15 protein-coding genes and 1 riboswitch are annotated in these 19,233 nt (G+C 58.3%); of the genes, 5 read left to right on the top strand and 10 right to left on the bottom strand.

What is annotated here, in order from left to right; translation table 11 throughout:
- Positions 1 to 24 precede the first annotated feature (24 nt).
- On the bottom strand, positions 25 to 1,044 hold the full coding sequence (locus ACB042_RS01465; protein ID WP_021231045.1) for a DUF2066 domain-containing protein: 1,020 nt from the start codon (positions 1,042 to 1,044) through the stop codon (positions 25 to 27).
- Positions 1,045 to 1,194: 150 nt separating this feature from the next.
- A complete protein-coding gene (gene upp, locus ACB042_RS01460) occupies positions 1,195 to 1,821 on the bottom strand; it encodes a uracil phosphoribosyltransferase (protein ID WP_005334115.1) in 627 nt (208 codons plus the stop codon).
- 176 nt (positions 1,822 to 1,997) lie between these two features.
- Between upp and purM the strand changes: the two genes are divergently transcribed.
- Both purM and purN read left to right on the top strand, forming a co-directional pair.
- The gene (purM, locus tag ACB042_RS01455; RefSeq protein WP_005334116.1) at positions 1,998 to 3,035 is read left to right on the top strand and encodes a phosphoribosylformylglycinamidine cyclo-ligase; all 1,038 of its coding nucleotides are present in this window, start codon (positions 1,998 to 2,000) and stop codon (positions 3,033 to 3,035) included.
- Positions 3,032 to 3,670 carry a phosphoribosylglycinamide formyltransferase gene (gene purN / locus ACB042_RS01450; protein ID WP_158111113.1) on the top strand — a complete coding sequence of 213 codons (639 nt, stop codon included), beginning with the start codon at positions 3,032 to 3,034 and terminating at the stop codon, positions 3,668 to 3,670. The genes purM and purN overlap by 4 nt, the downstream gene beginning before the upstream one ends.
- 178 nt (positions 3,671 to 3,848) lie before the next feature.
- Here purN and ACB042_RS01445 read toward each other — a convergent pair whose 3' ends face one another.
- The 5 genes from ACB042_RS01445 to ACB042_RS01425 all read right to left on the bottom strand — a co-directional run bounded on the left by ACB042_RS01445 (position 3,849) and on the right by ACB042_RS01425 (position 9,801).
- The gene (locus tag ACB042_RS01445) at positions 3,849 to 4,610 is read right to left on the bottom strand and encodes a Nif3-like dinuclear metal center hexameric protein (RefSeq protein WP_040066185.1); all 762 of its coding nucleotides are present in this window, start codon (positions 4,608 to 4,610) and stop codon (positions 3,849 to 3,851) included.
- 141 nt (positions 4,611 to 4,751) lie between these two features.
- Positions 4,752 to 6,095, bottom strand: a complete 1,344-nt coding sequence (locus ACB042_RS01440) for a sigma-54 dependent transcriptional regulator (RefSeq protein WP_111899698.1) — start codon at positions 6,093 to 6,095, stop codon at positions 4,752 to 4,754.
- The gene (locus ACB042_RS01435; RefSeq protein WP_371177628.1) at positions 6,092 to 7,126 is read right to left on the bottom strand and encodes a PAS domain-containing sensor histidine kinase; all 1,035 of its coding nucleotides are present in this window, start codon (positions 7,124 to 7,126) and stop codon (positions 6,092 to 6,094) included. Before ACB042_RS01435 ends, ACB042_RS01440 begins: the two co-directional genes overlap by 4 nt.
- A gap of 106 nt (positions 7,127 to 7,232) precedes the next feature.
- On the bottom strand, positions 7,233 to 8,654 hold the full coding sequence (locus ACB042_RS01430; RefSeq protein WP_371177627.1) for a sigma-54 dependent transcriptional regulator: 1,422 nt from the start codon (positions 8,652 to 8,654) through the stop codon (positions 7,233 to 7,235).
- Positions 8,655 to 8,922: 268 nt separating this feature from the next.
- Positions 8,923 to 9,801 carry a DUF2726 domain-containing protein gene (locus ACB042_RS01425; protein WP_371177626.1) on the bottom strand — a complete coding sequence of 293 codons (879 nt, stop codon included), beginning with the start codon at positions 9,799 to 9,801 and terminating at the stop codon, positions 8,923 to 8,925.
- A 196-nt stretch (positions 9,802 to 9,997) separates the two neighbouring features.
- On the opposite strand from ACB042_RS01425, the gene ACB042_RS01420 reads away from it, so the two are divergent.
- The 3 genes from ACB042_RS01420 (at position 9,998) to ppx (ending at position 14,137) form a co-directional block, all read left to right on the top strand.
- Entirely contained in the window at positions 9,998 to 10,513 is a 516-nt protein-coding gene (locus ACB042_RS01420) for a glycine cleavage system protein R (RefSeq protein WP_047437655.1), read from the top strand.
- 74 nt (positions 10,514 to 10,587) lie between these two features.
- The gene (gene ppk1, locus ACB042_RS01415) at positions 10,588 to 12,657 is read left to right on the top strand and encodes a polyphosphate kinase 1 (protein ID WP_005350671.1); all 2,070 of its coding nucleotides are present in this window, start codon (positions 10,588 to 10,590) and stop codon (positions 12,655 to 12,657) included.
- Positions 12,647 to 14,137 (top strand): exopolyphosphatase, encoded by a 1,491-nt coding sequence (gene ppx / locus ACB042_RS01410; protein WP_371177625.1) that lies wholly within the window; start codon positions 12,647 to 12,649, stop codon positions 14,135 to 14,137. The genes ppk1 and ppx overlap by 11 nt, the downstream gene beginning before the upstream one ends.
- Positions 14,138 to 14,197: 60 nt before the next feature.
- Here ppx and mgtE read toward each other — a convergent pair whose 3' ends face one another.
- The 3 genes from mgtE to ACB042_RS01395 all read right to left on the bottom strand — a co-directional run bounded on the left by mgtE (position 14,198) and on the right by ACB042_RS01395 (position 19,230).
- On the bottom strand, positions 14,198 to 15,541 hold the full coding sequence (mgtE, locus tag ACB042_RS01405) for a magnesium transporter (protein ID WP_021231054.1): 1,344 nt from the start codon (positions 15,539 to 15,541) through the stop codon (positions 14,198 to 14,200).
- Positions 15,542 to 15,663: 122 nt separating this feature from the next.
- A riboswitch (M-box (ykoK) riboswitch) is annotated at positions 15,664 to 15,833 on the bottom strand.
- A 183-nt stretch (positions 15,834 to 16,016) separates the two neighbouring features.
- Positions 16,017 to 17,222, bottom strand: a complete 1,206-nt coding sequence (gene flgL, locus ACB042_RS01400; protein WP_216951169.1) for a flagellar hook-associated protein FlgL — start codon at positions 17,220 to 17,222, stop codon at positions 16,017 to 16,019.
- A gap of 4 nt (positions 17,223 to 17,226) precedes the next feature.
- The gene (locus ACB042_RS01395) at positions 17,227 to 19,230 is read right to left on the bottom strand and encodes a flagellar basal body rod C-terminal domain-containing protein (RefSeq protein WP_371177624.1); all 2,004 of its coding nucleotides are present in this window, start codon (positions 19,228 to 19,230) and stop codon (positions 17,227 to 17,229) included.
- Positions 19,231 to 19,233: the final 3 nt, after the last annotated feature.

The following is a 19,233-nucleotide window of genomic DNA, read 5'->3' as shown; positions in this document are numbered from 1 at the left end:
GCGGTAGACAAAAGCCTTATAAAATCAGGGCTGCGACCATTGGTAACGCAAACCGCTGCCATTATCGTCAACCTTGCGCAAACGACTCTCAAGCTGCAGCGCCCGTACCAGCTCGGCCTGATCTCCTTGCAGGGTGAAGTTGAAGGTGACCTGGTCCCCCTCCAGCTTGCCGATCGCCACCTTGCTGACGTTGGCCATCCCCTGCAGCATCTTCTGCACGGCGATCATGCTGTCCACTTCGGAGAGGCCATCTACCACCAGGGTCTGGCTGGTTGCCGGACCAGAAATGCGGGCACCGTAGTTTTTCACCAGCCAGGCCGCCAGGGTATCGGCAAACCCTTGCGCCACTTCGGCCTGAGTGCCGGTGCTATTGCCACGGGTCAGCTCGGTCACTTCACCGGCCGCTTTGGGGCCGTAGAGTCCCCAATCGATGCTCCACTTGTCACCTTCCGGTGTCAGCTTGCCCAACACCACCATCTCGGCGCCATAGCGCTGGCTTGCCTGCAAAATCGGGTCGGCAAAGCGGCCCCAGACGTCGGTGGCACTGACCGCCATGTTGTCATCGAGATCCATCAGCGGAATGCTGATGGGTAGCCCCAGCGTCTGGGCCTGCTCGCGCAAGGCTTGCGCCCAACCATCGCTGGATTGATCCGCCAGCAAGCGACGCTCACCCTGATCCACCACCAGCCAGATGGCCATTTGGGGACGAGCTGGGCCAAGCAGGGCAAACTGGCTCTCGGAGACCAGGCTGTTGACCTTGTCACTCTTGAACTCGGCTTTCAGATACTTGACGGAGTCCTGATCCTGATAGCCATAGCTTTTGACATAGTCGCCCGGCGCCGCCAGCGCCTTGACCACCACCGGCTGGGTGAGGATGTCGCGCTTGCCGGTCACCTTGATCAGCACCTGACCCAGTGCCTGCCCCTGAGCGGCCACCATGTCACCACTGGTCGGGGCCTTGCCCTGATAGAGGTCGGTCACCTGAGCGGCCGAGGCCATGAATGACAAGCCGCAGCAGAGGGCGGTCACAACACGTTTGAACATGAACAGAGTCTCGAAATGGGAGAGTGTGCTTATGGTAGCGGCAAGGCGCGTCCTGCGGCAAGGCTGGCACAAGCGGCCACAAACAGCAGAGCCGGCGATGCGCCGGCTCCGATCACCCCTTCCACATGGGAAGCAGGTCAAGGCATAAACTTATTTGGTACCGAAGATCTTGTCGCCTGCATCGCCCAGACCCGGCACGATGTAACCTTTCTCGTTCAGCCCCTGGTCGACAGAAGCGCAGTAGAGCTCTACGTCGGGGTGAGCGGCTTCCAGCGCCTTGATCCCTTCCGGCGCGGCAACCAGTACCAACACCTTGATGGATTGGCAGCCTTTCTTCTTCAGCAGATCGATGGTAGCGATCATGGAACCACCGGTGGCCAGCATCGGATCGATGACCAGCGCCAGACGCTCTTCGATGTTGCTGACGATCTTCTCGAAATAGGGAACCGGTTGCAGGGTCTCTTCATCGCGGTAGATACCGACCACGCTGACGCGGGCACTCGGCATGTGCTCCAGCACGCCATCCATCATGCCAAGGCCGGCACGTAGGATGGGTACGACGGTTACCTTCTTGCCTTTGATCTGGTCAACTTCTACTGGCCCATTCCAGCCATCGATGATAACCTTCTCGGTTTCGAAGTCAGAGGTCGCTTCATAGGTCAACAAACTGCCCACTTCTTTGGCCAGTTCACGGAAACGCTTGGTGCTGATATCGCCTTCACGCATCAGACCGATCTTGTGTTTGACCAGGGGGTGTTTGACTTCAACGACTTTCATTATTATCTCCTCTAACCTGCCGCAAAAAAATCGCGGAATCATACAACAAAAGCCGCCGCTTGTAGAGCATTTCCGCGCAAAAACGCGCAAACGATTTCCTTTCTGGTTTTTCACCGCCACTGTTAGAATACGCCCCGAATTTTACCCTCCACTTCTTTACATGACGGGGAATACTCGTGACTGACAAAACCTCACTGAGCTACAAGGATGCTGGCGTAGATATCGATGCCGGCAATGCACTGGTTGAACGTATCAAGGGCGTGTCAAAGCGCACTCGTCGTCCTGAAGTCCTTGGTGGTCTTGGCGGCTTTGGGGCCTTGTGTCAAATCCCTGCGGGCTACAAGGAGCCGGTACTGGTCTCTGGTACCGATGGTGTGGGCACCAAGCTGCGGCTGGCCATCGACCTGAAGAAGCACGACACCGTGGGCATCGATCTGGTGGCCATGTGCGTCAATGACCTGATCGTACAGGGCGCCGAGCCGCTGTTCTTCCTCGACTACTATGCAACCGGCAAGCTGGACGTGGACACCGCGGCCGCGGTGGTCACCGGGATCGGTACCGGTTGCGAGCAGTCAGGCTGTGCCCTGGTGGGCGGCGAGACCGCCGAGATGCCGGGTATGTATGAAGGGGAAGACTACGACATCGCCGGTTTCTGCGTCGGTGTGGTGGAGAAGAGCGAAATCATCGACGGCAGCAAGGTCGGTGAAGGGGATGCCCTGATCGCGCTGGCCGCCAGCGGCCCTCACTCCAACGGCTTCTCCCTGATCCGTAAAATTCTGGAAGTCTCCAAAGCCGACGTGCATCAGCCGCTGGGTGACACCACTCTGGCCAACGCCCTGCTGGAGCCGACCCGCATCTATGTGAAACCTGTGCTCAAGCTCATCAAGGAGTGCGAGATCCACGCCCTCTCCCACATCACCGGCGGTGGCTTCTGGGAGAACATCCCCCGTGTCCTGCCCGCCAACACCCAAGCGGTGATCGATGAGCAGAGCTGGCAGTGGCCGGCGGTGTTCAGCTGGCTGCAGCAGGCTGGCAACGTCACCCGTCACGAGATGTATCGCACCTTCAACTGCGGCGTCGGCATGATCATCGCCCTGCCCGCCAACCAACTGGAGAAGGCGCTGACCCTGCTCAAGGCAGAAGGCGAGAACGCATGGCACATCGGTCATATCGCCAAGGCAGCAGACGGTGAGGAGCAGGTCGTCATTAAATGATGCGGATCCTCGTCCTAATCTCCGGCAGCGGCAGCAACCTGCAGGCGATCCTCGACCACTGCGCCAGCGGCAAGATTGCCGGTGAAGTGGTCGGCGTCATCAGCAACAAGGCCGATGCCTATGGTCTGGTTCGCGCCAAAGAAGCGGGGGTGGCGACCTCCATTCTGGCCCAGCAGCAGTTTGCCAGCCGGGAGGAGTATGACGCCGCCCTGCTTGCGCTGATGGCAGACTATCAGCCGGATCTGGTGGTGCTGGCCGGGTTTATGCGGATATTGAGCGGCGATCTGGTGCGCCATTTCGCCAGCAGGATGATCAATATCCACCCCTCCCTGCTGCCCAAGTATCAGGGCCTGCACACCCACCAGCGCGCCATAGATGCCGGTGACAGTGAACACGGCGCCAGCGTCCACTTCGTGACCGAAGAGCTGGACGGGGGCCCGGTGATCCTGCAGGCCCGCGTACCCATCTTTGAAGGGGACACTGCGGACGAGGTAGCAGCACGGGTGCAGGCGCAGGAGCACAGCATCTACCCGCTGGTGGTTCGCTGGTTCTGCGAAGGCAGGCTGCAAATGGTAGACGGCGCCGTGCAACTGGATGGCGCCCTGCTGGGCCCCGCTGGTTACGCCTGCGAGTAAGCAGACGTCTTGTCGAAGTGTGAAAAAGGAGGCCGATGGCCTCCTTTTTATTTCCTGAATTTTCCCACCACAGGCACAGGCTTAAACCTGTTCACGACCTGCAGCGAGAAACCGTCAACAAGGTGAAGAGCAGCACATGAGCCTTGATCACGGTTTCGTAGCCAGATCGTGGACAGGTTTAGACCGGATTGTCGATATCGATAAAGGTAACATCCAGCCCGTGCACAGTCGCCAGCCACTCCCCCAGCGCCTTGACGCCGTAACGCTCGGTGGCATGATGGCCAGCGGCGTAGAAGTGCATCCCCATCTCGCGGGCGGTGTGAATGGTCTGCTCGGAGGCTTCACCGGAGATAAAGGCATCGATGCCCTGCTCCGCCGCCAGATTGATGTAGCTCTGACCGCCACCGGTGCACCAGGCCACGGAGCGGATAAGCTCGGGGCCTGTATCGCCACAATAGAGGGGTTCGCGGCCAAGGCGCTCGGCAATCAGCTTGGCAAAATCGCTGCCGCTCATCGGCTCTTCCAGCTTGCCCACCATGGCGACGCTCTTGCTGTTCCACGGCTCCAGACCGCGGCGTACCTTGATGTCGAGCAGCTTGGCGAGCTGGGCGTTGTTACCCACCTCGGGATGGACATCCAGCGGCAAATGGTAGGCAAACAGATTGATATCGTGGGTCAGCAGGGTCTTGAGACGACGCTGCTTCATGCCGGTGATCTGGGCCGGTTCACCGCTCCAGAAGTAGCCGTGATGGACCAGGATGGCATCGGCCTCGGCAGCCACCGCCGCGTCGATAAGCGCCTGACTGGCGGTGACACCGGTCACCACCTTGCGAATACGCTCACGCCCCTCCACTTGCAAGCCGTTGGGGCAGTAATCCTTGATGGCGTGCGGTTCGAGCAGATGGTTCAGTACGGTTTCGAGTTTTCGATGAGAGATCATAGGGGTCCCTTATTAAGGCTCGGTCCCCTGCTTTACCAATAAAAACAGGGCCCAGGCTCAAAACGCCAAGGGCCCCATGATAATCGAGCCGGGCCGTCAAGACCATGACAGCCCCCACACAGTGCGGTTTCCCTCTCGGCCTCAGGCTGGCAGGTCGATCCCCGCCTCCCGCATCTGGGCCAGCTTGTAGCGCAGGGTGCGCGGGCTGATGCCGAGTCGGTCGGCCACCGCCTTGCGGCTGCCGTTACAATCTTGCAGGGTGTCGAGGATGATCTGGTGCTCCTGCTGCTTGAGCTCGCTGCCGAGGCGATCGCCACCATAGCTGCGCTCCACGCTGACAAACTCCATCTCCTGCTCATCCAGCTCCTCCAGAATGAGGTGGTCACAATCAATGACCCCGTCGGGGCTGAGGATCAGGGCACGCTGTACCACGTTGTCCAACTCCCGCACATTGCCGGGCCAGGGGTGAGCCAGCAGCCGTACCCGCGAGGCATCCGTCAACTGTGGTGTCGGCAGCCCCTGCTGACTGGCATGAAGCGCCAGCAGATGTTCCGCCAGCGGCAGAATGTCGCCGGGCCGCTCGCAGAGGGCAGACCAGCGCAGCGGAAAGACGTTGAGGCGATAGTAGAGATCTTCGCGAAACAGGCCATCCTGCACCGCTTTTTTCAAATCCCGGTTGCTGGTGGCGATGACCCGCACATCCAGCGGGATCATCTTGCGACTGCCGAGCCGCTCCACCTCTTTCTCCTGCAACACCCGCAGCAACTTGGCTTGCAGCCCCTGATCCATCTCGGTGATCTCGTCAAGCAGCAGGGTGCCCCCCTGCGCCTGTTCGAACTTGCCCGGGCACCCCTGTACCGCACCGGTGAAGGCCCCCTTCTCGTAGCCAAACAGGGTCGCCTCCAGCATGTTTTCCGGAATGGCGGCGCAGTTGATGGCGACGAAAGGCTGCTCGGCGCGGCTGGAGTTATCGTGAATGTAACGGGCCAGCACCTCTTTCCCCGTCCCGCTCGGGCCGGTCACCATCACGGTCGCTTCGCTTCTGGCCACTCGGGTCGCCAGCTGGAACAGCTCGGCAGTTTTGGGATCCCCATAGACCACGGCGCGCTTCTCCACCTTCTGGGCGGGCACATAGCGGCTAACCTGATTAAGCAGCACCTCCGGCGAGAACGGCTTGGCCAGATAGTCGATGGCCCCTTCACGCATGGCGCGCACCGCGCCGTCGATGTTGGCGTAGGCGGTCATCAGCAGCACAGGTATCTGCGGATATTGCTGGCGGATGGTGGCCAGCAAGGTGAGACCGTCCATCCCCCCCATCTGGATATCGGAGATCACCATGTCAAACGGCTGACGGGAGAGGGCCAGCAGAGCCCGCTCGCCGCTGTCCGCTTCACGGCACTCATAACCGCCGAGCAACAGGGTATCCACCAGCGCTTCGCGCAGGCCATTGTCATCTTCAACTACCAGGATCCTGGCCTGTGTCATGCTACACCTCCAAGCTGCACCGGTTGCTGGTGCAGGGGGAACGACAGAGTAAAGCAGGAGCCTTCACCGGGAACCGAGGCCACACCGACCTCCCCCTGATGGGCACGCACTACAGATTGCACCACCGCAAGACCGAGACCTGTGCCCTGGGAGCGAGTGGTAAAGAAGGGTTCGAATACCTGACCGAGCTGATGGGAAGGGATCCCCTTGCCATTATCGATGACCCGCATCTCCACCCGGGCACCGCTGCGCACCGCGCTGACCAAGAGTGACGTGGCCCCTGCCTGCTGGGCATTGGCAATCAGGTTGTTGATGGCACCCGCCAGCGCACTGCTGTTGGCCAGCAGACAGAGATCGGGCTCCGGCGCCTCCATGTGCAGCTCGCAGCCCTGCTGCTGGCAGAAGGCCTCGGCACCAGCCTGCACTTCGGCCAGCAGCCCTTGTACCGAGATGGGGGTGACCACCTGATTGTCGCCATTGCGGGCGAACAGCAGGATGTCGTTGATCTGCTTCTCCAGATCCTGCAAACGGGCCATCAGCTTTTGCTGAAACTGAGTGCGAGATTCCGGCTTGAGGGTGCGGTTGGCCAGATTGGCGGCATAGAGCATGGCAGCGGAGAGCGGCGTGCGGATCTGGTGGGCGAGCGAGGCCGCCATATTGCCCAGCGCCGACAGCCGCTTCATATGGTTGATGCGGTCTTGCAGTTTACGGGTTTCGGTCAGGTCATTGATAAAGACCAGCTGGCCGGGCTGATCCGGCAGCGGTTGGGTCGAGAGCTGCACCCGGCGCCCGTCGCGCAGGGAGATCTCGTGACCATCATCCTCCCGCGGCTCAAAGCAGCGGGCAATGATGTGGCGCCAGAGCTCCCCTTCCAACGGCTCCCCCAGCAAGGAGATGGCCGCCGGATTCGCGCGGGTGACCACCCCTGCCCCATCAAGCAGCAACACCCCGGTGGGGAGCGCCTTGAAGATGGCATAGAGCTGGCTCACTTCGTGGGACTGGAGTGGCATGTCCTGCTGCTGGATTGTCATAAACCTGACCTCAAACTGGCTATTGGGTCAGGTTATTCAATTTCCATGCCACTAAATTATATGAACTAAAACAATGGATTGCGTATTTGCGTCAAGGCTTTGACCCTCAGACGTCCTTGCTCATCCCGTACTTTTTCATCTTCTCCACCAGGGTGGTACGGCGCATGCCAAGCAGATCGGCGGCGCGGGCCACCACCCCGTCCTGAGACTCCAGCGCCTGACGGATCAGCTCGACTTCGAGGTCGGCCAGCATCTCTTTGAGGTTGACCCCCTCCTCCGGCAACTGCATGGTACGAGCCGAGGCGAGGGGGTGATCCAGCTCGGGCGGATCCTGGAATACGGCGGCCAGGGCATCGCGCTCATCCATCTCGGTCAGCCGCTCATCCCGTGGCTCGCTCGGCAGCAGGCGATAACGGCTCGGCAGATCGGCCACATCGACGATCTGGTGCGGGTAGAGGATCAGCAGTCGCTCCAGCAGGTTAGAGAGCTCGCGCACGTTGCCGGGCCAGGGGTACTGCATCAGCGACTCCAGCGCCCGCTGGGTCAACCGGATAAAGCCATGGTGCTGCTCGGCATGGCGGTTGAGCAGCTCCTGCAGCAGCAGCGGGATGTCGTCGATGCGATCCCGCAGCGGCGGCGTCTCAATGGGGAAGACGTTGAGGCGGTAGTAGAGATCTTCACGAAAACCCTGAGTGCGGATCATCGCCTCCAGATCCCGGTGGGTCGCCGCAATGATGCGCACATCGGCCTGAATGGGCTTGCCGCCACCGACCCTGTCGAACAGCCGCTCCTGCAATACCCGCAGCAATTTGACCTGCATCGGCATCGGCATATCGCCGATCTCGTCGAGGAACAGGGTGCCCCCCTGCGCCAGCTCGAAGCGACCGCGACGGGCCGCGATGGCGCCGGTAAACGCCCCCTTCTCGTGGCCAAACAGTTCGCTCTCCAGCAATTCGGCCGGAATAGCGCCGCAGTTGATGGGCACGAAGGGGCCACTGCTGCGAGAAGAGAGTTCGTGGATAGCGCGAGCCACCACCTCTTTACCGGTGCCGGACTCCCCGAGGATCAACACGTTGGCATCGGTCTCGGCCACCTGGCTGATAAGCCGACGAACCTCCTGGATCCCCTTCCCTTTGCCCACCAGCAAACGCAGCAGAGCCTGCCCCTTGTCATGGGTCTGCTGACGAGGATGCAAGGAGACGAACGCCTGACAGAAGTGCAGATGACGGGTGAGGGATTCATAGGTAAAGGGCGAGAGCGCGACCCCGATAAAGTTGCTGTTGGGCAGATCGGCCTCAACCAGCGAGAGGAAGGGGGTACGGGGGAAAGCAGCCAGCAGCTCTGACAAGGGACGGTCGGTCAGCTCACCCACCAGCACCCCTTGCAGCGGTCCGGAGGATTCGATGGCCACATCCAGATCGCTTTGTGCCACCTCCTGCCACGGGATCCCCATAAACGAGAGCACGGTTCCCAACTGTTGGCGCCGCTGCGCATCGGCATCAACAATCAACACGCCCATCTCCACCATATCCATTCCTCGCGATGTCCTGAACTAACTTATTGTTTTATTTGATGATAAAACAGCTACCGACTGTCTTTTTGCTGGCACACAAAGTGCCAAAATTCCGACACATTGTCAAAAATTGTCGTATTCAGGCTAAGTGTATCGACAGAAACGAGAGATTAGATAAATTTTGCCGAGGAATTTTCTGCATTGGCGCCGTTAACAAACGCAGCCAAAAGCGGAAAGAAAACTGCCCTCGTCAGAGGGCAGCATCGGACACGGTGAAGCGCATTCAGTGGCGATTATGGTGGTGCGGCGCCGCGTAGCGACACTCGGGAAAACGGCTGCAAGCCAGAAAGAGTCGACCGGCGTGGGGGCCTTTTTTCGCCTCCCGCTCCACCAGCGGCGCATCGCAACGAGGGCAGTGGTGTACCTCGTGCTCTTCATCATCCTCCACATCGGCGAACAGGCTATCGACCAGCTCACCCTCACTCTGTGGCGCCTCCATCACCCCCTTGGGCTGGATGGCGGGCTCGTGGAATGACGAGGGCGAGACAGCCTCGGCATGGGCAGTGCGGCCACGCATCCCGGCACCGACATCCACGCCGTCCAGCAACAGAGGATTGAACGTCGGCTCGCGCCGCGCCCCGTGCGGCAGATCATCGATCAATGGTTCGCTGGTTTTGACCAGCAGTGGCAGGATCTGTTCGCGCAGCTCTTCCACCAGATAGCTGGCACTTGCCGGGATCTGCAGCAACGGCAGTCCGGCGCTGTCGCAGGCGGTTTTCAGAAAGAGATCCCGCGCCTTGCGCTTCTGGTGACGGTGGGAGCGGTCATCGAGTTCGATGGCACAGATAAAGGAGAGATCAGCGGGGTGGCAAAGCAGATAGTCGAAATGCTTGGCGCTGATCTTGTTGAAGTACTGCTGCCATTTGCTTTTGCCGATCCCGGCCTGCGGCGTCAGCACATCAGCCACCCGCACCTTGGCAAAGACCCGGGCCTTGTCACCCACCGCCAGATCCAGCACCCCGAGGAAGGAGCGCTCGGCGGGACTGAACAGGGTCTCCTGCATATCATAGGGCAGGCGCTTTTGCTGTCTGCCTCTGCTCCAGAAGATCGCCAGCACAAGCAGCGCCAGCAACAACAATCCCGATAGGACAAGGGTATTCATGAGAGCACGATCCATTTCACGACACGAAAGGGGAATTACTTTACCACAGCCGCCACGGAGCAAGGCAGCAGACCCGTGTATAGAAAGTGAAAAGTCCCGTCTTTTTATCTATTTGTCAGCAGGCGGGGGTTCATATGACCAGCCCCAGCAGGCACAATAGGGATAGAGCAAGAAATCCCATTTCAAGGAGAGCAGGATGCAAAAGCAATTGGTGGTCACCGTGATCGGTGCAGACAAACCCGGGATCGTCGAGAGTCTGGCAGCAGTCATCAGCCGCGAGCAGGGCAACTGGCTGGGCAGCGCCATGAGCGAACTGGCGGGCCAGTTTGCCGGTATCCTCCATGTCTCTGTCCCCGATGAGCACTATCGCAGCCTGTGCGAAGCACTGGCCCTGCTACCGGGTCTGACCATCAGCTTTGCCGAAGGGACACCTACCGCCGAGCCAGCCCATCAAGTCATGATGACGGTGACCGGCAACGACCGCCCCGGTATCGTCCACGAAGTTGCCAGCATCCTGCGCCAGCTCGAGATCAACGTGGCCGATCTTACCACCGGCTGTGAACCGGCTCCCCACTCCGGCGCCCCGCTCTTCTATGCCCATGCGCTGGTTGCCCTGCCAGACGGGCTCGCGATGGATACGCTGATCACCGCGCTGGAATCCCTCTCCGACGATCTGGTGGTCGACATCGACGAAGCGTTCAGCGAGCAGTAACAATACTGTCATTTATTTGTCATATATTAACGCCATAACTGCCGCGCAGACGCGACCTGAAACAGAGGCACAAGATGAGCACCGACAAGCAGTATGAAGAGAAAGAGCTGAGCTGGCTCTCATTCAATGAACGGGTGTTGCAAGAGGCAATGGACAAGACGGTGCCCCTCATCGAGCGGGTTCGTTTTCTGGGGATCTTCTCCTCCAACCAGGATGAGTTCTTCAAGGTACGGGTATCGGACGTCAAGCGTCGCATCCTCATCAATGAAGTACATGGTGGCGACGATGAAGCGAAAGTGCTGCTGCGCGCCATCCAGCAAAAAGTGATGGCGCTCGGTGAAGCGTTCGACAACACCTATAAGGAGCTGTTGATTGCGCTCGCTCGCCACAACATCTTCCTGGTCAACGAGAACCAGCTCTCCGATGCAATTCAGAAGTGGCTGCGGGTCTTCTTTAAGGAGAAGGTGCTGCGTCACATCATCCCGATCCTGCTCAACAAAGAGGTCAATCCGGTCAAATTCCTCAAGGATGAGTACACCTATCTGGCCATCGAGATGAAGAAGAACGGTCAGGTGATCCAGTACGCCCTGGTGGAAGTGCCGACCGACGACCTGCCCCGCTTCTTCCAGTTGCCGCCGGAAGGGACCCGCCGCAAGAAGCAGATCATCATTCTGGATAACGTCATCCGCTTCTGCCTCGACGAGATCTTCAAAGGCTTCTTCGACTACGACGAGATTGCCGCCTATGCGGTGAAGCTGACCCGGGATGCCGAATATGATCTCTCTGACCAGCTGGACTTGAGCCTGGTGGACAAGATGAGTGACGGCTTGAAGCAGCGCCTCACTGCCATGCCGGTGCGCTTCGTCTACGAGCGGGAGATGCCCGCTGCCATGATAAGCTTCCTCAAGCTCAAGCTGCAGATCAGCTCCTACGACGCCATCATGCCGGGCGGACGCTATCACAACTTCAAGGATTTCATCGGCTTCCCCAACGTGGGCCGTGACTATCTGGAAAACCCCAAGCTGCCGGCGCTGGATTGCCGCGATTTTGACGGCTTCGTCAACGCCTTCGATGCGATTACCAAGCAGGATATCCTCCTCTACTACCCGTATCACAAGTTCCACCACTTCACCGAGCTGGTGCGCCAGGCGGCGTTCGATCCGGCGGTGAGCGCCATTCGCATTAATATCTACCGGGTCGCCAAGAAGTCGCGGATCATCCACTCCCTCATCGATGCCGCCAACAACGGCAAGAAGGTGACCGTGGTCGTCGAGTTGCGCGCCCGTTTCGACGAAGCGGCCAACATCGACTGGGCCAATATTCTCACCGATGCCGGAGTCAAGGTGGTGTTCGGGGTGCCGAGCCTCAAGATCCACTCCAAGCTCTGCCTCATCACCCGCCACGAAAATGGCGAGGCGGTGCGCTATGCCCATATCGGCACAGGCAACTTCAACGAGAAGACAGCCAAGATCTACACCGACTTCTCGCTGCTGACCCGCAATCCGGATATCACCGCCGAAGTGGAAGGGGTATTTGAATACATCGAGTACCCCTATAAGCGATACAAATTCAACCACCTGCTGGTCTCCCCCATCAACAGCCGCCGTCAGCTCTATCGCCTCATCGACAACGAGCTCTCCAACGCCAAGGCGGGCCAGCCGAGCGGTATCATCCTCAAGATCAACAATCTGGTGGACAAGGATCTCATCAACCGCCTCTATGCCGCCGGGCAGGCCGGGGTGCCGATCCAGATGATCATCCGTGGCATGTGCGCCCTGCGTCCGGGCGTACCGGGCCTCAGTGACAACATCAAGGTGATCAGCATCATCGACCGCTTCCTCGAGCACCCGCGGGTGATGGTGTTCCACAACAAGGGCAACCCCCAGCTCTATATCTCCAGCGCCGACTGGATGAGCCGCAATATCGACGGCCGTATTGAGGTGGGCACCCCCATTTATGATGAGCGGCTCAAGCAGCGCATCATGGACATTCTCGAACTACAACTGAGTGATACCTGCAAGGCGCGGGTCATTGATGCCGACCAGCAGAACGAATATGTGAAGCGGGGCAACCGCCGCAAGATCCGCTCTCAGGTGGCGATTTACGACTATCTCAAACGTATCGAGTCAAACAATGGACAATAGTCTCTATGCCGCCGTGGATCTCGGCTCCAACAGTTTTCATATGGTGATCGCCCATCTGAGCGAAGGGCGTTTTCGCATCGTCGACCGCATCAAGGAGCGGGTGCGTCTGGCGGAAGGGATGGATGAGCAGAAACGAATGAGCCCGGAGGCGATGGAACGCGGCCTCGCCTGTCTGTCACTCTTTGCCGAGCGGCTCACCAACATCAAACCGGATCAGATCCGCATCGCCGGTACCTACACATTGCGCCGTGCCAGCAACGCGCGCGAGTTCGTCAGCGAAGCGGCCAAGGTGCTCAACCACCCCATCGAGATCATCAGCGGGCAGGAAGAAGCACGGCTCATCTATCAGGGTGTTGCCCATACCCAGCATATCGAGGGTCAGGTACTGGTCATCGATATCGGCGGCGGCAGCACCGAGCTCATCATCGGTGAAGGGTTTGAACACAAGGCCCTCACCAGCCGCAAGATGGGCTGCGTCAGCTTTACCCAGAGCTTCTTTGCCAGCGGCAAGCTGAGCGACAAGCACTTCACCAATGCCGTGCTGGAGGCGCAGCACCAGCTCGCCCCCATCGTCAACCAGTACCGCAAGCTGGGCTGGCAGAGCTGCCTTGGCAGCTCAGGCTCCATTCGTACGGTACGGGATGTACTGCAAGGCGAAGGGCTGACTGACGGCAGCATTACGCTGGAGGGGCTAGAGCGGCTCAAGGCGCTGATGATTGAGCGCAAGCGAGTGGATAACCTCAAACTGGTCGGGCTTACCGAGGAGCGTCAGGAGGTGTTTGCCGCTGCGGTCGCCATCCTGCTTGGCCTGTTTACCTCATTGCCCATCGAGCGGCTCGACTACTCCGATGGTGCTCTGCGCGAAGGATTGCTGTATGAGTTCGAGGAGCGCTTGCAGCACCACGATATTCGCGAGCGTACCGCACAGGCGCTCGGCACCCACTACCGGATGGACCGCAAACAAGCCGCCCGGGTGGAGCAGAGCGTGCTGACCCTGTTTGATGCCTTGCAAGAGCCCTGGCAGATGGAAGTAGAGCCCTATCGCGCTATCCTCGGCTGGGCGGCGCGGCTGCACGAAATTGGCCTTGCCATCAACTACAGCGGCATCCATCGCCACTCCGCCTATATCCTGCAACACACCGACCTGCCCGGCTTCAACCAGGACGATCAGGCCCTGCTGGCGGCGCTGGTACGCTTTCAGCGCAAGGGGCTCAAGCTCTCCGAGCTGCCGCCCCTGCCCAACCACGACATGCAGACGGTGCTGCGCTGCATCCGCATCCTGCGCCTCGCGGTCGCCGCTCATCACAAGCGCCAGGACGACCTGCTGCCTGAGTGGAAAGTCGCGGTACAAGGGGATCAGCTGGTCGTGACCCTGCCGATCGACTGGTGCGAAGAGAACCGTCTCCTGATGCAGAATCTGGAGAAGGAGCACCGCTACTGTCAGGAGCAGGGCTGGCCACTGTTGTTCCAGCTCGGCTAAACCGGAAAGATAAATACAAAAGGCAGCCCAATGGCTGCCTTTTTCATATCAATCTACCCGTTACTGCAACTCGGGCAACAACCACTTGGCCATCTCGAAGTAGATGATAAGGCCGGTACCATCCACCAGCGTCGCGATGAATGGCGCAGAGACCACCGCCGGATCGATGCGGAAACGGCGCAGCACCATGGGAATAATGGACGCGACCGTGGCACTCCAGAGCACGATAGCGATGATGGTAAAGGTCACCACCATGCCAATCTGGGGACCGACGCCAAGACTCCATGCCCGTACCCAGGCCGCCATGGCAATGGCACCCGAAATGAGCAGACCGGTGGAGAGCTCCTTTTTCAGCACTGTGCCGAGATTGCGCAGACTCACCTCCCCGACCGCCATGGCTCGTACTATGGTGGTGGTGATCTGGGTGCCGCTGTTACCACCAGTACCGATCAGGAGCGGAATGAAGAAGGCCAGCGCGATAGCCGCTTCCAGCTGCTCCTCGAATGCCCGCAGCACTGTGCCGGTGTAGGCTTCCGCCACAAACAGGATAAGCAGCCAGCCCACCCGTTTGCGCCACAGCTGCCAGGGCGTCGCCTGCAAGTAAGGGGTATCGAGCGGTGATGATCCCCCCTGCATCTCGGCATCTTCGGTGGATTCGAGCTCCAGAATATCCGCCGCATCATCGACGTGGAAAATACCGACCAGTCGCCCCTGATCCTCGACAGGCAATACCGACAGGTCGCGGTCGATCAGCAGGCGCGCCGCCAGCTCCTGATCCGCCCGAGCGTTGATCCGTACCGTCTCCCGATCCATCAGGGTCGCGACGTTGGCCAGCGGGTCAGCGATCAGCAAGGTCTTGAGTGAGAGGCTCCCTTGCAGACGACCATCCCCGTTGACCACATAGATATGGCGAAACAGCTGGGCATTGTCCCAGGCATCGTGGATCAGCTGTTTGGCGTGACCAACAGTGTCCTCCTCCCGCACCGCCAGATATTCGTGGCGCATGTTGGCACCCACTGACTCGGTGGGCCAATCCAGTAGGGAGTAATACATGGCCTGCGCCTGGGTCGGGAAGCGAGCCAGCAACATGGTGCGATCCTGACGACTCAGTTTGCGCAGGATAGCGACCATCTCACGGCGGGGAATAGCCTCCTGCAACACGCTGACGATGCTGCCATGCAACCGTTGCAACAGGCGCCCGGCACTCTCGGCCGAGAGTGAACCAAGCAGTTCGGCCCCTTGCGGGATTGGCAGGGTATCAAAGATACAGTTGAGCTCTTCCGGACGCAGGGTCAACAGTTGATCGGCGCGCTGAACCGGATCCAGATTATGTTCCAGCCAACCCTGCAGGGCGGCCAGATCGAGCAGTTGGTGACGGTTAAGAATGGTATGTGTTTTCTTCATCACAGATATCCTCATGTGATTTCAGGCGAGCCTGAATGCCTCCGGAAATAGCCGGAGGCAACGACAAGAAAACAGCAATTTGATTGACGAGTAATAGGCAGGAAATGACGCCGTTCGGCGTGTCATCATCCCCACGTACCAGCTTTAGCACTGTATAACGTATCCGGCATGCCGGAAGCCACTTGGGTTTACACCTTAATCCGATGAAAACTGTCCTGATCTTGGGCGTCTCTGGACGTCGTGAGATCAGTGGCCTGTGTTTATACAGGAGCCTCGCCTAACGAGATGCTGCAAATAATTCGCACAACACTCTGTTGTGCGGGCGGCATGATTATCCAATCCCGCAGGGAGGTCAACCCCGCAACCACCATTAAATTGGCAACGGCAACAGCTTGTTACAATTGGCAGGAGATGACACGGAACCAATTTTCATAGTCTGGACAAAAGAAAAGGCCCCAAAGGGGCCCTTCTTTAATTAGCGAATATAGTCAAATAGTGTCAGACGGCTTATTTTGCTGAAAGAGAGTTGCGAGGCACTCAATGCCGCATCCTCTTTTGACAGAGCGGAAATCACTTCATAAAGATCCGCTTCCGACACCTTGGCTCTCGCCTCGGCGTTGAGGGTACTCAATCCCTCATTGGAGCCCATAGCCTGTTCCAGACTGTTCATCCGGCCGCCCAACTCACCCAACCCATGGTCAATATTCAGGCGGGCATTTTTCATATGAACGGTGGCATCGGCTATTTTCTGCTCGAAGGTCTCGGCAGAAATAGCCGGATCTCGCAGAGCCGTAATAAAATCCGACATACCATTCAATATGTTGTCATTCTTCGGTGGATTAAGATCAAACTGCTCTGTATTGCCCACTGGCGAGCTGACAGTCAATTCCAACCCATTGAAAGGGATCTTGGTGCCAGCAGTGTAGTTACCCGTTTGCAGGGTAGTACCACCGGCATCCTTGATATCATAGGTATCAGGCGGACCTATGGTGGTTGAGACGGTATAAGTGTTGCTGGGCAGTGCCGAGTTATAATTGGACTTATAGAAATTATCAAAGTTACCCTGATCGCCTATCCCGACCTTGATATTTGCGGTGGTTGCACTGGCGGTTCTTCTGGTCGCCACAATTTCAAACAGATCCTGCCCGGAATCATTGGCAGCGATTTGTACTGTGGGTGAGACCTGAATATTTCGCTGACCTGGATCACCCTGATAAATATATTTTCCGTTGACGTCTTTTATATATGGCTGGGTCTTGCTCTGATTGCCACCAAATATAAATTCACCCGATGAGTTTTTGCTATTCATCAGGTCGAACATCTGCTGCTGCAACCCTTCAAGCTCGCTGGCGATGGCCTTGCGATCATCCATGCTGATAGCGCCATTATTTGACTTCTGGATCAGGGTCTGGGCACTGAGCATCGCCGTATTAAGAGAATCCAATACTGTCTCTTCATGCCCCAGGCTGTTTTCCAGCAAGCTGCCATTGACACTGTACTGCTTGAACAGGTCAATCTCCTTGGTCAGTGCCATCTTCTGACTCATCCCTGCGGGATCTTCTCCAGCTGTCTGAAATTTATTGCCGGTTTGCAGTTGTTGATAGGCAGTATTCAACCGCTCGTTGGCACTGTTGAGGGAATATAAATTCCGGTCGTAGATCATGTTGGTGGTGATGCGCATGACGTTACCTCACGGAAGAGAGCAGTGTATCGAAAATGGTTTTGGCCGTGCTGACGATTTGCGCCGATGCCGCATAGGATTGCTGGAAGCGGATCAGATTGGCAGCTTCCTCCTCCAGATTGACCCCTGACACGCTTTCAAAGATGCCGGTGCTCTGGATAAGCTTGGACTCATTGGCCTTGAGCAGCGTTTTTGCCTGACTGGTATTGTTACCCACTTCCATCACCAACCCGGAATAGGCCTGATTGAAGGTCATCTTGTCGTTGGTCGTCCCGCCATTGGTGCTCTTGCGCACCAGATCCTTGTTTTGCAGCTCGGCCAGAACCAGGCCATTGCTGTTATCGGCAAAGCCATTGCTATTGTAACTGAGCTTGAAGCTGTCACCGGCATCCACCGTGCCGGTGATGCTGAACTCGTAGCCGGGGGCCTGTTTCGGGTTGGCATAGACTGCGGCTCCGGCGGGGAAAGGGTTGACGATCGCAGACATCAGGTTTTGCCCTTTGCTGCTCGCAGGGGCAGTGCCAATCAGGGTAGTGCCATCGGCTTGAAACACCTGATAGTTACCGTTGGCGTCAATCTTGACGACCTGAGGCGCTGTCGGGCTCAGACTATTGGTACCAAAACCTGACCCTGCACCGGTATTGAATACGCCACCCAGTTTGATATCTGCCCCGCCGCCATTATTGGTGGTCTTTTCCGCTTTAAGCGGAGAGGCCAGGGCCAAATCTTCCGGTCGGGTGATCAGCTGACCCAGACCGGCGGCCGCACTTTTGGTCGGTTGCAGCAACAGTTTGTCACCCGCAGCCGGCGTGCCGGTGAGATCGATCGAGATCCCGTGCCCAGTCAGCTCAAAGGTTGTTGGTGGGGTAGCCCCCGCTGTGATCAAGGTACGATTGCCAGACTTGTCGAGCGAGAACACCTCATAACCGGTAGCACTGCTAAATTGCACTTCGTAATCAAACGGAGTCACTGATGTCCCCTTGCCCGGCACGAAGGTGACATTCGCCCCGACCGTCCCCGTGTTATTGCCGTAGGGTAAGCCCTTGCTGGTAGGCAGGGTGAAGATATCACCGCCAATTTCGTTATCCAGATCCATCCCGAGGCGGTTCTGCTGGTTCATCGCATCGGCCATCGCCACGGCCAGCTGCCCCAGTTCGCGCTTGGTCGGCTCAAGGTCGGTACGCGCCTTGAACAGCCCCCCCATGGCACCACCAAACGTATCGTGATCAATGGTTGCCTTGTTCGCCCCCAGGGTCAGCTGCAGCTCCTGATCCCGGGAGTCAGGATCTCCTGCAATCACCTTGAACTGGGCGACGCCCCCATCGAGGATCAGTGAATGGCCAGTACTCATATTGACCAGCATGCTGCCGTTGGGTTGGGCTACGGTGCGAATATCCATCTTCTCCGACAGCTGGCGGATCGCCTCATCCCGCTGATCAAACAGCATCAGGTTCTCTTCGGGTGACCCCTGGGTGCGGATGATGGCCTGATTAAGATCATTGATGCTGGTGAGCAGGCTGTTGACCTGCTTGGTTTCATCTTCAATGCGGGTGTTGAGGGTATCGCTCTGCTTGTCGAGCTGCGCCGAGAGGGTATGAAAACGGTTGACCATGCCACTCAACTCCGTCATCACCACCTTGCGCCCACCGATCTCGGCAGGCGATTCATTGGCAGAGTGAAATGACTTGAAGTAGGAGGTGATGGCCGCCCCCACGCTGTTGCTGGTATCCCCCAGCAAGCTGTCAACACCAGCCAGCTGTTCATAATGGGTCAGGGATGCATGATAGGCAGAGGTATCACGGCGCACCTCCCCCTGCATATAGTCGTTGATCACCCGCTGGGTCTTGATGTCACCGGTCCCCAGACCGATGGTATTGGTATACACCAGCGTACGCTCACGCACATAGCCCTGGCTATTGACGTTCACTATGTTGTTACTGGTGGTCTGCAGCAGGCGTTGCTGTGCCAGCACGCCCGATGAACCAATCCCAAGCAGGTCGCTTGCCATACG

Source organism: Aeromonas sp. S13(2024) (genome assembly GCF_041402405.1).
Classification (GTDB): Bacteria; Pseudomonadota; Gammaproteobacteria; order Enterobacterales; family Aeromonadaceae; genus Aeromonas; species Aeromonas veronii.
The sequence above is the reverse complement of the archived record's forward strand: the minus strand, read 5'-3'. Positions and strand labels throughout refer to the sequence as shown.